The 13,266-nt window shown below is 73.3% G+C and carries 17 protein-coding genes and 1 pseudogene; 9 read left to right on the top strand and 9 right to left on the bottom strand.

Going from position 1 to position 13,266, the window contains the following annotated elements; all coding sequences use genetic code 11:
* Positions 1-73: 73 nt before the first annotated feature.
* Positions 74-805 carry an SDR family oxidoreductase gene (locus BM051_RS19540; protein WP_092532320.1) on the top strand — a complete coding sequence of 244 codons (732 nt, stop codon included), beginning with the start codon at positions 74-76 and terminating at the stop codon, positions 803-805.
* A gap of 6 nt (positions 806-811) precedes the next feature.
* Here the strand turns inward: BM051_RS19540 and BM051_RS19545 are convergent, their stop codons facing one another.
* Entirely contained in the window at positions 812-979 is a 168-nt protein-coding gene (locus tag BM051_RS19545; RefSeq protein ID WP_092532323.1) for a sigma factor, read from the bottom strand.
* A 71-nt stretch (positions 980-1,050) separates the two neighbouring features.
* Positions 1,051-2,136 carry a UDP-N-acetylmuramate dehydrogenase gene (locus tag BM051_RS19550; RefSeq protein WP_092532326.1) on the bottom strand — a complete coding sequence of 362 codons (1,086 nt, stop codon included), beginning with the start codon at positions 2,134-2,136 and terminating at the stop codon, positions 1,051-1,053.
* 26 nt (positions 2,137-2,162) lie between these two features.
* Between BM051_RS19550 and BM051_RS19555 the strand changes: the two genes are divergently transcribed.
* The 7 genes and pseudogenes from BM051_RS19555 to purU all read left to right on the top strand — a co-directional run bounded on the left by BM051_RS19555 (position 2,163) and on the right by purU (position 7,619).
* Entirely contained in the window at positions 2,163-2,663 is a 501-nt protein-coding gene (locus BM051_RS19555; protein ID WP_092532329.1) for a DUF2505 domain-containing protein, read from the top strand.
* Positions 2,664-2,784: 121 nt separating this feature from the next.
* Positions 2,785-3,600 (top strand): SAM-dependent methyltransferase, encoded by an 816-nt coding sequence (locus tag BM051_RS19560; protein ID WP_092532974.1) that lies wholly within the window; start codon positions 2,785-2,787, stop codon positions 3,598-3,600.
* A 186-nt stretch (positions 3,601-3,786) separates the two neighbouring features.
* Entirely contained in the window at positions 3,787-4,572 is a 786-nt protein-coding gene (locus tag BM051_RS19565) for a GNAT family N-acetyltransferase (protein WP_092532332.1), read from the top strand.
* Between the two features lie 68 nt (positions 4,573-4,640).
* Entirely contained in the window at positions 4,641-5,345 is a 705-nt protein-coding gene (locus tag BM051_RS19570) for a lysophospholipid acyltransferase family protein (RefSeq protein ID WP_243859672.1), read from the top strand.
* Positions 5,338-6,123 (top strand): DedA family protein, encoded by a 786-nt coding sequence (locus tag BM051_RS19575; RefSeq protein ID WP_243859650.1) that lies wholly within the window; start codon positions 5,338-5,340, stop codon positions 6,121-6,123. Before BM051_RS19570 ends, BM051_RS19575 begins: the two co-directional genes overlap by 8 nt.
* Positions 6,017-6,706, top strand: a pseudogene (locus BM051_RS19580) (maleylpyruvate isomerase family mycothiol-dependent enzyme); the annotation flags it as partial. The gene BM051_RS19575 and the pseudogene BM051_RS19580, both read left to right, overlap by 107 nt.
* Positions 6,707-6,731: 25 nt before the next feature.
* Positions 6,732-7,619, top strand: a complete 888-nt coding sequence (gene purU, locus BM051_RS19585; protein ID WP_092532338.1) for a formyltetrahydrofolate deformylase — start codon at positions 6,732-6,734, stop codon at positions 7,617-7,619.
* 118 nt (positions 7,620-7,737) lie between these two features.
* Here purU and BM051_RS19590 read toward each other — a convergent pair whose 3' ends face one another.
* The 6 genes from BM051_RS19590 to BM051_RS19615 all read right to left on the bottom strand — a co-directional run bounded on the left by BM051_RS19590 (position 7,738) and on the right by BM051_RS19615 (position 11,432).
* Positions 7,738-8,736: an NADP-dependent oxidoreductase gene (locus BM051_RS19590; RefSeq protein ID WP_092532341.1), complete on the bottom strand. Its 999-nt coding sequence runs from the start codon at positions 8,734-8,736 to the stop codon at positions 7,738-7,740.
* Positions 8,737-8,821: 85 nt separating this feature from the next.
* The gene (locus tag BM051_RS19595; RefSeq protein WP_092532344.1) at positions 8,822-9,265 is read right to left on the bottom strand and encodes an SRPBCC family protein; all 444 of its coding nucleotides are present in this window, start codon (positions 9,263-9,265) and stop codon (positions 8,822-8,824) included.
* 75 nt (positions 9,266-9,340) lie between these two features.
* Positions 9,341-9,892: a YbaK/EbsC family protein gene (locus BM051_RS19600; protein ID WP_092532347.1), complete on the bottom strand. Its 552-nt coding sequence runs from the start codon at positions 9,890-9,892 to the stop codon at positions 9,341-9,343.
* A 21-nt stretch (positions 9,893-9,913) separates the two neighbouring features.
* A complete protein-coding gene (locus BM051_RS19605) occupies positions 9,914-10,210 on the bottom strand; it encodes a DUF2516 family protein (RefSeq protein ID WP_092532350.1) in 297 nt (98 codons plus the stop codon).
* An 80-nt stretch (positions 10,211-10,290) separates the two neighbouring features.
* Complete coding sequence (locus BM051_RS19610; RefSeq protein WP_243859651.1) at positions 10,291-10,992, bottom strand: hypothetical protein; 702 nt, start codon at positions 10,990-10,992, stop codon at positions 10,291-10,293.
* A gap of 5 nt (positions 10,993-10,997) precedes the next feature.
* The gene (locus BM051_RS19615; protein ID WP_243859673.1) at positions 10,998-11,432 is read right to left on the bottom strand and encodes a helix-turn-helix domain-containing protein; all 435 of its coding nucleotides are present in this window, start codon (positions 11,430-11,432) and stop codon (positions 10,998-11,000) included.
* Between the two features lie 151 nt (positions 11,433-11,583).
* Here BM051_RS19615 and tgmC point away from each other — a divergent pair, with 151 nt between their 5' ends.
* Positions 11,584-12,723 carry an ATP-grasp peptide maturase system methyltransferase gene (gene tgmC / locus BM051_RS19620; protein ID WP_092532353.1) on the top strand — a complete coding sequence of 380 codons (1,140 nt, stop codon included), beginning with the start codon at positions 11,584-11,586 and terminating at the stop codon, positions 12,721-12,723.
* Positions 12,724-12,749: 26 nt separating this feature from the next.
* Here tgmC and BM051_RS19625 read toward each other — a convergent pair whose 3' ends face one another.
* The gene (locus BM051_RS19625) at positions 12,750-13,265 is read right to left on the bottom strand and encodes an SRPBCC family protein (RefSeq protein WP_243859652.1); all 516 of its coding nucleotides are present in this window, start codon (positions 13,263-13,265) and stop codon (positions 12,750-12,752) included.
* Between the last annotated feature and the right edge of the window lies 1 nt (position 13,266).

Below are 13,266 nucleotides of genomic sequence, written 5' to 3' on the forward strand. Positions count from 1 at the left end.
GACAGGCAAGTCCGTCGAACGCCGTGGCCTGGAACACGTGCTGCGCGGATCCGCGGGCTGGCAGCATGCAGCCATGAGCAAGCGAACCGCTGTCATCACGGGTGCCAGCGCCGGCATCGGCGCCGCGACCGCACGGGCCCTCGCCAAAGCCGGCTTCGACGTGGTGCTCGGCGCCCGCCGCCTGGACCGGCTACAGCCGGTGGCGGACGAGTTGGCCGGCACCGCACACGTACTGGACGTCACCGACCCGGGGTCGGTTGCGTCGTTCGCGGACCAGATCCCAGCATGCCACGTCCTGGTCAACAACGCGGGTGGCGCGCGTGGCCTCGAGCGCGTCGAGGAGGCCGACGAGGAGCACTGGCGCTGGATGTGGGAGGCGAACGTGCTGGGCACGCTGCGGACGACCAAGGCGTTGCTGCCCAAGCTCCGCGCCTCCGGCGACGGCCACGTGGTGACCGTCACGTCGATCGCCGGGTACCAGGTGTACGACGGTGGCGCGGGATACACCTCGGCCAAGCACGCGCAGTCGGCGCTGCACCGCACGCTGCGGTCGGAGCATCTCGGCGAGCCGATCCGGTTCACCGAGATCGTTCCGGGGCTGGTGGAGACGGAGTTCTCGGTGAACCGGTTCGGCGGTGACGCCGAGCGCGCGAAGAACGTCTACCGGGGGCTCCAGCCGCTGACCGCCGAGGACGTGGCCGAGGTGATCGCGTTCGCGGCGACGCGGCCGGCGCACGTGAACCTGGACCAGATCGTGCTCAAGCCGCGCGCCCAGTACGACGCCGTCCGCTCGCACCGCGAGTAGCGCACCTCACAGCAACGCCTCCTGAACCAGGTCCTCCGCGTCCTCCACCGAGCCGACCATCCGGTAGCAGTGCACCCGCAGCTCCGCCCGGTACCGCTCGGCCAGGCTGCTGAACGCCGCCTGGTCACCCGCCCGCGCCGCCTCCGCCAGTGCCGTGTCCTCCGCCGTGCCCATCCGGTCCTCCCTCGCCGCTCCGCGTGTCGTCGCCCCTGTGACGGCGCCGGGTGGTGGAACTCATCGCTGCGCTACAACGTGCAGTTCACCAGCAACGGCTCGGGGCGCAGCCGGACCCCGAACCTGGCGTGCACGCCGTCACGCACCTCGCGGGCCAGCGCGAGCAGGTCCGCGGTGCTGGCCCCGCCGCGGTTGGTCAGCGCCAGGGCGTGCTTGTGCGACAGCGACACCCGCCCGCCGGGACCCGGGTGGCCCTTACCGAACCCGGCGCGCTCGATCAGCCACGCCGCGGACAGCTTCACCCCGCCGTCGGCCGGGTAGGTGGGCACCGGCACGTCGGCGCCGACCACGTCGGAGATCCTGGTCAGCGCCTCGGCGGCCTCGGCCTCGGCGAGGATCGGGTTGGTGAAGAACGACCCGGCGCTCCAGGTGTCGTGGTCGCCCGCGTCGAGCACCATGCCCTTGCCGCGGCGCAGTTCCAGCACCGCCGCGCGGGCGTCGGCCACCGGCACCCGCGTGCCCACCGGCACGTCCAACTTCCTGGCCAGCTCCGCGTAGCGGATCGGCCGGGACAGCCCGTCGGTGTGCAGCGCGAGCCGCACGTCCAGCACCACACCGGTGTCGGTGCCCTTGAGCACACTGGTGCGGTAGCCGAACCCGAGGTCGGCCGCGGTGAGGGTGCGCACCTCACCGGCCCTCCGGTCATAGCAGCGCGCCGACACCAGCACCTCGCTGATCTCGCAGCCGTACGCGCCGACGTTCTGGATCGGGGTGGCCCCGACCGAGCCGGGGATGCCGGAGAGGCACTCCACGCCGCCGACGCCCTGCTCGACCATCGCCGCGACGAACTCGTCCCAGTTCTGGCCGGCCGCGACCTCGACGAACAGCTCGCCGTCGGCGGTGTCCCAGCCGGGCAGCGCCCGCCAGCCGGAGCTGCCCACGCGCAGCACGGTGCCGGAGAAGCCGGCGTCGGACACCACCAGGTTGGACCCGCCGCCGAGCAGCAGCAGCGGCTCGCCGCCGGCATCGGCGGCGCGCACCGCGTCGACCAGCTCGGCGGCGGTGCCGGCCTCGGCGAACCGGCCGGCCGGCCCACCGAGCCGCAGCGTGGTGTAGTGCGCGAGGGTGGCCACGGCGGGTGTTTCGACAGTGCTCACGTCCGGCAACGGTACTGTCTGCCCCCATGGGGTCCCGTATCGAGCACCGCGCCGAGTTCCGGCGGAGCGTGGCCGACGTGTACCGCGCGGAGGCCGACGAGGCCGCGCTGCGCGACCGGCTGGCCGAGCTCGGCGGCCGGCACGCCGAGCTGTCGGCGCACGCGGAGACCCCGGACGGCGTGCGGTACCGGCTGGTGCAGGGCATCGACGCCGACCACCTGCCATCGGCCGTGCGCGCCGTGCACAAGGGCGACCTGGTGGTGCACCGGGAGCAGGAGTGGCACCGGGCCGGCGACGGCTACGCCGGCACCGCGCGGGCCGGGGTCGACGGGGTGCCCGGCCGGATCGAGGCCCGCACGGAGATCACCGCCGAGGGCGACGTGACCGTGCTGCGCGCCACCGGCGAGGTGACCGTGCGGATCCCGCTGCTCGGCGGCAAGCTCGAACGGCTGATCGCCGAGCAGGTCACCACCCTGCTGCGGCGGGAGGCCGAGTTCACCGCGCGCTGGCTCGACCGGGACGGCTGACCGCCCGACACGATCCACAGTGAGCCGGAACACCTTTCCGGCCAGTGCCCGTACCGGAGCCCCCGCGCTCCACTCGGGGCACCGGCCGGCCCACCAGCACCGCGCCTCCCGCGGCCAGCCCCTGGGCGCGCCCACCCGCGGCACCACCAACCCCAACCGCCTGCGCCGGGTGGACCGCTGGCTCACCGGGACGCCGGAGGTGGGCCGGGTGCTGCGCGCGACGCCCGACCCGCTGGTGGTAGACCTCGGCTACGGCGCCTCGCCGGTGACCACCGTGGAGCTGGCCACGCGGCTGCGTGCCGCGCACCCGGACGTGCGGGTGCTGGGCCTGGAGCTGGACCCGGAGCGGGTGGCCCGGGCCGAGGCCGCCGCCGCCGACCCGCCGCGGCTGGAGTTCCGCCGCGGCGGCTTCGAGCTGGCCGGCAGCCGGCCGGTGCTGGTGCGCGCGTTCAACGTGCTGCGGCAGTACCCCGAGGCCGACGTGCCCGCGGCGTGGCGGGCCATGCTCGACCGAATCGCACCCGGCGGGCTGCTGGTGGAGGGCACCTGCGACGAGATCGGCCGGCGCTGCGCCTGGGTGACCGTGGGCCACGACGGCCCACGCACGCTCACCCTCGCGGTCAAGGCCACCGTGCTCGACCGGCCGGGCGCCGTGGCCGAGCGGCTGCCGAAGGTGCTCATCCACCGCAACGTCCCCGGCGAGCCGGTGCACCGGCTGCTGTCCATCCTGGACGACTGCTGGGCCGCGGCGGCGCCGCTGCGCCCGTTCGGTGGCAGGGCCCGCTGGGTGGCCACGGTGCGGCTGCTCGCCGAGCGCGGGTGGCCGGTGCTGGGCCGCCCGGCCCGGTGGCGGCTGGGTGAGCTGACCGTCCCCTGGTCCACCGTCGCACCCCTCTCCGGGTTTCACATGAACTTCACGTTTCGTCGCCCTGAGTGACTCGGGGTCTTTCCCCCGGATCTCCCGGAACCTGCCCGCGATCGATGGTGACGCTGTCCTGGCCGGTGCCAGCATCCCGGTGACAGCGCGAAGAACGGCGTGCCGCCCACCACACCGGCACCGCGCGCGACCACCACTGGCAGGACGGAACCGCGCGCGGGACGGGAACCCAGAACGGAGACACCGATGTCCTCTTCCGCCACGTTACCGACCGGCGTGCGGGCGGGCGCCTACCGCGCGTCCGTCGCCGACACCCCGCAGCTGGTCCGGGCCGCGCAGCGACTGCGTCACCAGGTGTTCGCCGTCGAGCACGGCGCCCGGTTGGACACGCGGGTGCCGGGACTCGACGTCGACGAGTTCGACGCGGCGTGCGACCACCTGGTCGTCGAGCACCAGCCGACCGGCGAGCTCGTCGGCACCTACCGCCTGCTGCCGCCCGGCCGCCGCGCCGGGCTCTACGCGGACACCGAGTTCGACCTCGGCGCGCTGGACGCGCTGCGACCCATGCTGATCGAGGCGGGCCGGTCGTGCGTGCACCCCGAGCACCGCACGGGTGCGGCGATCACCACGATGTGGTCGGCGCTGGGCCGTTACGCGCTGCTGTCCGGACACCGCTACCTGGCGGGCTGCGCGTCGGTGCCGCTCGCCGACGGTGGCGCGGCGGCCGCGGCCACCTGGCGACTGGCCGAGACCCGCCACTCCGCCCCCGCGGAGCTGCGGGTGCGGCCGCACCGTCCGTGGCTGCCGCGGGTCGACCTGCCGTCCCGGCCGAGCCAGGCCCTGGTGCCCCCGCTGCTGCGCGGCTACCTCCGGCTCGGTGCCCTGGTGTGCGGGCCGCCCGCGCACGACCCCGAGTTCGGGGTGGCGGACTTCTTCGTGCTGCTGCGCCTCGACCGGATCGACCGGCGCTACCTCCGCTACTTCGGAGTCGACGCCTCGGCCCCGGAACCGACGCGAGGCCAGGGCGAATGACTTCCTACCGCGTCAGTTCACCCTGCACACCCCGGTGCGTCACCCACGCTCGACCTCCGGTGCCCACTATGGACGCCGTGCGGCGAGGTGTGCGGTTGGCGACCCGGTTGGCCGCGAGCTGGCCGGAGGTCAGGGCCGGTGTGCCGGGCGCGGCGGCCCGGCGACTGCTCGACGCCATGGACGTCCGGATCGACGGCCCCGGTGAACGGCTGCGCGTGCCGGGACCCACCGGCACGCTCGTGGTCGCCAACCACGTCTCCTGGCTCGACGTCGTGGCGCTGGTGGCGCTGGAACCCATGGCGTTCCTCGCGAAGCGTGAGGTGGGCCGGTGGCCGGTGCTCGGATCGCTGTCGGCCCGGCTCGGCACCGTGTTCGTCGACCGGTCCGCGCTGCGCTCACTGCCCGCCGACATCGGGCGGGTGGCCGCGCTGCTCCGGGCCGGCCGCTCGGTCGTGGTGTTCCCGGAGGCCACCACGTGGTGCGGGCCGCCAGGCGGCCGGTTCCGGCGGGCGGCCTTCCAGGCGGCGCTCGGCGCCGGCGCGCCGGTCCGCCCGGTGACGTTCGCCTACACCCAGGGCGGGCGGCCGAGCACCGTGGCCGCGTTCGTCGGCGACGACACGCTCGCCGCGAGCCTGGGCCGCGTGCTGCGCGCGGACGACCTGCGGCTGCGGATCACGGCGCACCCGCCGCTGCCGCCGGTGGGCGATCGCCGGGCGCTGGCCGCCGCGGCCCGCGAGGCCGTGTGCGGTGCCGATGGGCTGGCCCATGCTTGACCTGCTGAACCGGCTCACCGAGCTCCTCCAGGAAACGATCGACTCGCCGCTGCTGTGGCTGGTCGTGTTCGCCGTGTCCGGGCTGGACGCGCTCCTGCCGTTCATGCCGAGCGAGACCACGGTGATCACGGTCGCGGTGCTGATCGGACCCGATCCCGGGAAGCTGGTCCTGCTCACCGGGACGGCGGCGGCGGGCGCGTGGGCGGGTGACATGCTCGGCCACTGGCTCGGCCGCCGGGCGGGGCCCCGCGCCGTGCGGGCGCTGCGGCGCGGTGAACGCGGCCGGGAACGGTACGTGTGGGCCAGTGCGAAGGTGCTGCGGCACGCGCCGTTGCTGATCGTCGCGGGCCGTTACCTTCCCGGCGGTCGGGTGGCCTCGGCGCTGGCCACCGGCACCCTGCGTTACCCGATGGGACGGTTCGCCGCGCTGGACGCGGTCGGGACCACCCTCTGGGCCGTGTACAGCGTCGCGATCGGCTTCCTGGGCGGCGTGAGCTTCGCCGACGAGCCGGCGAAGGGATTGCTGCTGTCCTTCGGCATCGGGCTGCTGGTGGTCGCGGCCATCGAGGTGGGCCGGCGGTTAGGCTTCCGGCGTGCGGCACGCGACCTTCCTGCGAGCGATCGACGACCACGGCGCCGGCCTGCGCGCGGCGGCCCTCGCGGCCGGCTCGGACGCCCCGGTACCGACATGTCCGGATTGGACGGTGTTCGGGCTGGTCCGGCACATCGCCCGGGTGTACTCCTGGGTGTGCGCCGCGATCGCCAACCCGAGCGGTGAGCATGTCGAGGCCGGCCGCCCGCCGGAGGAATGGTCGGCGCTGCTGGACTGGTGGGACGAGCGGCGGCGGGAGCTGCTCGCCGCGATGGCCGACCCGGAGCGGCCGGCATGGCTGCGGTTCAGCGGCTACCAGCCCGCCCGTCTCCCACCACCACCCAAACGGAGACGCTCCGCGTCGCTGTATCCACAAAAGGCCGGGTCGTGGGCCCGCCGGCAGGCGCACGAGACGGCCATCCACCGGCTCGACGCGGAGCTGGCCGCCGGCGGGGAGACCGTCGCCTTCGACCCCGAGTTCGCCGCGGACGGCATCGAGGAGTTCCTGGTCCTGCTGCTGCCGGACCTCGCCGGCGACCAGCAGACGACCGGCTCGGTGCTGGTGCACGCCGAGGACACCGGGCGGATGTGGTCGCTGCGACTGGAGCAGGACAGAGCACCGGCCACCGCCGACCCCGAGCAGCCGTTCGAGCCGGACCTGACCATCGCCGGCCCCGCCGGCGACGTGTACCGGGCGCTGTGGGGCCGCCCGCACCGGGCGAGCCTGGAGGGCGACACCGCGTTGCTGGAGCCGCTGCGGGCGCCGTGACGCGGACCAGGGATGATGTCCGACCGTGTCCACCACACCGCCGAACTCCGACCGCCGCTACGTCATCACCTTCGGCTGCCCGGACCGCACCGGGATCGTCGCCCGCATCGCGTCGTTCCTCGCCGAGGTGGGCGGCTGGATCGTCGAGGCGGCCTACCACACCGACCTGGACACCGGCTGGTTCTTCACCCGCCAGGTGGTGCGCGCGGACTCGATCCCGTTCGACGTCGAGGAGCTGCGGGCCCGGTTCGCCGGCGTGGCCCGCTCGCTGGGCAGCGAGTCGGACTGGCAGGTGGCCGACACCGGGGAGCCGCGCCGGGTGGTGATCCTGGTGTCCAGGGAGGGGCACTGCCTGTACGACCTGCTCGGCAGGGTCGCGTCCGGTGAGCTGGACGTGGACCTGCGGGCGGTGATCGGCAACCACGAGTCGCTCGGCGACATCACCAGGGCCCACGGCATCCCGTTCCACCACGTGCCGTTCCCCGCCGGCGACCCCGCCGGCAAGGTGGCCGCGTTCGCCCGGCTGCGGGCGCTGGTGGACGAGCACGACCCGCACGCGGTGGTGCTCGCCCGGTTCATGCAGATCCTGCCGCCGGAGCTGTGCGCGGCGTGGGCCGGCAGAGCGATCAACATCCACCACAGCTTCCTGCCCTCGTTCGTCGGCGCCCGGCCGTACCACCAGGCGCACGCGCGCGGCGTGAAGCTGGTGGGCGCCACTTGCCACTACGTCACCGCGGAGCTGGACGCCGGGCCGATCATCGAGCAGGACGTGATCCGCGTGGACCACGGCGACACGGTGGCCGACATGGTGCGCAAGGGCCGGGACATCGAGAAGGTCACCCTGGCCAGGGGCCTGCGCTGGCACCTGGAGAACCGGGTGCTCGTGCACGGCAACCGCACCGTCGTCTTCTGATCCCGTCCACGAACCGCGGACACGTGCGCGGCGATCGCGGACACACGTACACAGACCGCGGACGCGCGTACACAGATCGCGGACGCGCGTACACAGACCGCGGACACAGGTGCACGGGTCAGGCGCGGACGAGCATCTTGCCGGTGTTGCCGCCGCGCAGCAGGTCCAGGAACGCCTGCGGCATGTTGCGCAGGCCCTCCACGACGGTCTCCGAGTACTTCAGCCGCCCGTCCCGCACCATCGGGGCGACCTCCTCGACGAACCTCGGGTACAGGTCGTTGTGGTCGGCCACCAGCATCCCGCGCATGGTGAACCGCTTGGCGATGATCTGCGCGAGGTTGCGCGGGGCCGGAGTGGGCTCGGTGGCGTTGTACTGCGAGATCATCCCGCAGACCACGATCCGGCCGTGCAGGTTCAGCGCGTCGATCGCGGCCTCGAGGTGCTCGCCGCCGACGTTGTCGAAGTAGAGGTCGACCCCGTCCGGGGCGGCCGCCGCGAGTTGCTCGGTGACCGGGCCGTCGTGGTAGTCGAAGGCGGCGTCGAAGCCCAGCTCCTCGGTGAGGTGGCGGACCTTCTCCGGAGAGCCGGCGCTGCCGATCACCCGGCGGGCGCCGCGGAGCTTGGCGAGCTGGCCGACCATCGAGCCGACCGCGCCGGCGGCGCCGGAGACGAACACCGTGTCGTCGGGCCGGAACTGGCCGACCTCGAACAGCCCGGCGTAGGCGGTGTGCCCCGGCATGCCGAGCACACCGAGGTAGGTGGTGATGGGCGCGGCGTCGGGGTCGACCCGCCGCGCCCGACCGGCCGGGAGGACGGCGTGGGAACGCCAGCCGAGCTCGTGCAGCACGACGTCACCCTTTCGGAGGCTGTCGTCGTTCGACTCGACCACCTCGCCGACCGCGCCGCCGGTCATGACCTCACCCACCTCGTACGGCGCGACGTAGGACTTGGCCGCGCTCATCCGGCCGCGCATGTAGGGATCGACGCTGAGCACCAGGTTGCGCACCAGCACCTCGCCGGGGCCGGGGCGGGGGACCTCGGTGTCCACGACGGAGAAGTTGTCGAGGGTGGGGACGCCCTTCGGGCGGGACGCGAGCCGGATCTCGGTGGCGGTCACGGTTCCTCCAGTCTGTGGTGACGGTTGGTGACTCCTCCGGCGGCAACCGGCCGGCCCGCGATGACATTCCTGGGTGTGCCCGGGGTTACCCCTTCCGGGCGAGGTCGGCCAGGTTGGCGAGCACGCCCTCGTGGATGCGCCGGAGGCCGGCCGGGGCGAAGATCCGCTCGAAGAAGCCGCCGATGCCACCGGCACCGTCCCAGGTGGTCTCGATCCGCACGGCGCTGCCGGCGCCGGCGTCCCGCACCGTCCAGGTGGTGACCATGCTGGAGTTGGCGTCGTCCTCCACGAGGGTGCCCGGCTCCGGCTCGCGCACCGTGGCGCGCACGTTCCGCACGCGCTTGCTGGTGGCCTGCAGCGTCCACCGGGCGACCGTGCCCGCGCCTCGGCCGCCCTCCTCGACGGCGTAGTCGCGGTAGTGCTCGGTGAGGATCTTCGGCCGGCTGTCGACATAGTCGGCGACGAGCGCGCGCACCCGCTCCACCGGCGCGTCGATCGTCCGTTCCGCGGTGGCCGTCACCTTGCCCATGGCACTCCTCCCTGTGGCCTGCCTCTCGATGCCCACTGTGGCACTCGCCGCCAACTGGCGCTCGCGTTCCCCCGATCAGACCGGCTTCGCCAGGGCGTCGACGACCTGGGCACCGGGGAGGGCGGCCAGCAGGGATCCGGTGACCAGCAGCTTGCTGCCGCGGATACCGCTGCCGACGATCAGCTCGGGTTCGGCGGCGACGGCGGCGTCGAGCAGGATCGGCCAGCCGGCGGGCAGCCCGATGGGGGTGATCCCGCCGTACTCCATCCCGGTCAGCTCCACCGCCTCGGCCATCGGGGCGAACGACGCCTTCCGGACGTCCATCCTGCGCCGGATCACGCCGTTGACGTCGGCGCGGGTGGTCGCCAGGACCAGCGCCGCCGCGTAGCGGGTCTCGCCGGCGCGCTTGCCGGCGACCACGACGCAGTTCGCCGAGGCCGACAGCGGGGAGGAGTAGGCCGCGCAGAACTCGGCCGTGTCGGCCAGCTCCGGGTCGATCGCGGCGACGCCCACCAACCCGGCGTCGGGCAGTGCGGCGAGGGCCTTGGCCACCGGCTCGGCCAGCAGGTCGGGGCGCGCGGTGGCGGGTTCGACGGTCAGGGTTCCGGCGATGCTCCAACTGCTCACGTACGCGAGACTAGACCCGGTTCACCAGCTGTGGCCGCCGCGCTGCACCTCGATGAGCTTCGGCCGGACGTCGACGATGTAGACCAGCGCGGCGATCAGGCCGGCCAGCCAGAAGATCATCCCCGGGCCGAAGAACCGGAACAGCGCCATGGCGGCGGTGGCCCCGCCGGTGATGGCCAGCCAGACGGGCTTGGTCTTGCGGTCGGCGGCGGTGAACGCGTCGGCGCGCTGGGTGAGGGCGTGCACGAACGCGAAGAGACCGACGAACGTGCCGGCCCAGCTGATGACCGTCACGATCCAGTACGCGAGAAACGGCACGAGAACAGCCTACGTCAACGCCCGGGCACGACGACGGGTCCCGGCACCCGCACGGTGCCGGGACCCGGTCTGGTGTCAGGTCACTTGCCGGTCTTCGACCCGGTGTCGGTGCTCTTCTTGGTGGTGCCGGTCGACCGGCGGGTGTCACCGCCGCCGCGCGGGGCGGTCTTGTCCGCGGCCTTGCGGGTCGCGCTGCGGGTCTCGGCGGCGAGGTCCTCGCCGGCCTCGTCGATCCGCTCGGACACCTGCTCGACGGTCCGCGCGGCCTGCTCACCGGTGGACCGGGTGCGCTTGGAGACCATGCCGAGCACCTCCTCCACGCGCTCGCGGGCCTCGACGGAGAGCTCCTCGGCCCGGTCCTGCGCGGTGTGCAGGGCGTCCTCGAGCTGCTCGATGGCCTTCTTCACCTGCGGCTGGGCCACCAGCTTGTCCCACGCGTCCTCGCCGGCCTCGGCGAGCTTGTTGTAGAGCTTGAGCGCGGCGTCGGTGTACTCGTCGATCACCTTGCGCAGCTCGGCGGGGTCGAACTTCTCCCGCAGGCTCTCCACGTCGCGCGGGAGCTCCTCGAAGTTCTTCCGCGCGGCCTCACTGCCCTCGGTGACCCGCTCCTTGGCCCGGTTCACCGCGTCCACCACGGCCTGGCTGGCCAGGTTGCCGGCGCCGAGCGCGGCGAGCAGCGGGGTGCGCACCTGATCGAGGGCGGAGTTCACCTTCTCGCCGGGGTTCTGCTGAGTGTTCTTCTGCTGGGTGCTCTTCTGCTGGCCGTTGCTGGGGTTGGTCATGGCTATCACTCCTCGCCGGCGATATCGGCCGGTCGCTCCGCTGTTGGTTCCGCCCTCGGGGGCGGTGGATCGGATGGATCGTCCGTGTTCCCGGCGGCCGTGCTCTCCCGCCGGAACGACTCGTAGACGTCGAGCAGCACCTGCTTCTGCCGCTCGGTCAGCCCGGTGTCGGCGCGGATCGCGTCGGGCACCGGGCCACCGGTGGGGACGTCGAGAATCCCCGCCTGCACGTAGAGCGCCTCGGCGGAGATCCGCAGACCCTTGGCGATCTGCTGCAGGATCTCCGCGCTGGGCTTGCGGACCCCGCGCTCGATCTGGCTCAGGTACGGATTGGACACGCCGGCCAGCCGGGACAGCTGGCGCAACGAGATCTTGGCGTTGTTGCGCTGCTGCCGGATGTACTCGCCGATGTCCCGACCGATGTCGGTGACCTTGTCGATCGGGCCGGGCGAGCCCTCGACGGTCTGGTCCGCCACGCCAGACCACCTCCTCCGTGTCCACCCTTCACGGTACGCCGAAGTGCTAGCAACTGCAAGCAGTTTGCTTGCACCGTTCGGGTGTGTTGTCGCCCACCGGTACTACGGTGGACGGATGCCTCTCCTGAGCCGGGACCGGCGGCGGTTGGTCGAGCTGCTGCGCCGGGAGGGAGTGCTGCACGACCCGCGGTGGGCGGCGGCGTTCGCCAGCGTGCCGCGGCACGTCTTCGTGCCCCGGTTCTTCGTGCCGAGGGGGCCGGCCTGGAGGGCGGTGGGCCGCGGCGACGAGGGCTGGCTCCGGCAGGTCTACGACGACACGGTGCTGGTCACCCAACTCGATGACGACCCGGAGCGCTGGCGGTACGCGCGCGAGCACGGACCGGTGCGCGGGATCCCCACGTCGTCGTCGAGCATGCCGGGGATCATGGCGGTGATGCTGGAGGAGCTGCGCGTCGCCGACGGGCAGCGGGTGCTGGAGATCGGTGCCGGCACCGGGTACAACGCCGCGCTCCTGTGCGCCCGGCTCGGCGACCGGCTCGTCTCCACAGTGGACATCGACCCGGCACTGGTGGCCGCGGCGAGGGCGGCGCTGGCGGCGTGCGGCTTCCACCCGACCTGCGAGGTGCACGACGGCGAGCTCGGCTACCCGCCGAACGCGCCGTACGACCGGGTGCTCGGCACCTGCTCGGTGTCCCGGATCCCGCCGGCGTGGCTGGCGCAGACCCGGCCCGGCGGGCTGGTGGTGACGACGCTGAACCGGCCGATCGGCGCCGGGCTGGTGCGGATCACCGTGCGGGCGGACGGCACCGGGATCGGCTCGGTGCTGGCGCGGGACGGGCGGTTCATGCCGCTGCGGGCGCACCGGCTGCTCCCCTCGGTGCCGGACCCGGTGGGCGGGTCGAGCCGGGCGACGGACCTGCCACTGGGAACCGTGCTCGACCCGGGCAGCCGGTTCGAGTTCTTCGCGGGATTCACGCTGGCCGGCGTCGTGCCGGTGCCCGACCCGACCGGCGGCGACGTGGTGCACCTGGTGCATCCGGACGGCTCGTGGGTGCGGCACCGGCCGGCGGGCGACGGGTACACCGTGGAGCAGGGCGGCCCCCGCCGGCTGTGGGACGCCGTGGAGGAGGCCCACGCGCAGTGGCGCGCGCTCGGTTCGCCCGGCAGGGCCGACTTCGGGCTCACCGTCACCGAGCGGGCCCAGGAGTTCTGGCTGGGGTCCCCGAACAGCGACCTGCGCTGGCCGCTCGGCTGACCCCGGCACAGCGCGGCTCAGCGCGCTCAGCGGAGCGAGGCCGCGATCTCCGCCAGCACGTCCATCTGCTCCTGCATGCCGACCTCCATGCCGGAGTCGAGGATCGCGTCGCGCAGTTCCTTGCTCGTGGTCTGCACCAGGAGCGTGAGGATGGTGCGCCCGTCCACCTCGGTGAACGTGACGGTGTTCACCGGCGCCGCCGACTCGTTCGGCGCCTCGGCGTCGGGGTCCTCGTACATCTCGGTCGTGACGATCCGCTCGTTCGGGACGATCTCGCGGTACTCGCCGTGGAAGGCCACCTCGAAGCCGCCGTTGGCCACGAGCACGTAGCGCCACCGGCCGCCGACCCGCAGGTCGATCTCAACACTCGTCATCGTGCCGCGGTGGCCGCTCCACCACCGCTCGACCAGCTCGGGTGTGGTCCACGCCCGATACACCAGGTGTCTCGGCGCGTCGAACTCGCGCGTGATCAGGATCTGCTCGTCCGTCGGCAGCGTCACCTTCGCCGAGCCGCTGCTCGTCTTCTTCGTCATCTCCGCCATC

This window comes from Amycolatopsis arida (genome assembly GCF_900115565.1).
In the GTDB taxonomy this organism is placed as follows: Bacteria; Actinomycetota; Actinomycetes; order Mycobacteriales; family Pseudonocardiaceae; genus Yuhushiella; species Yuhushiella arida.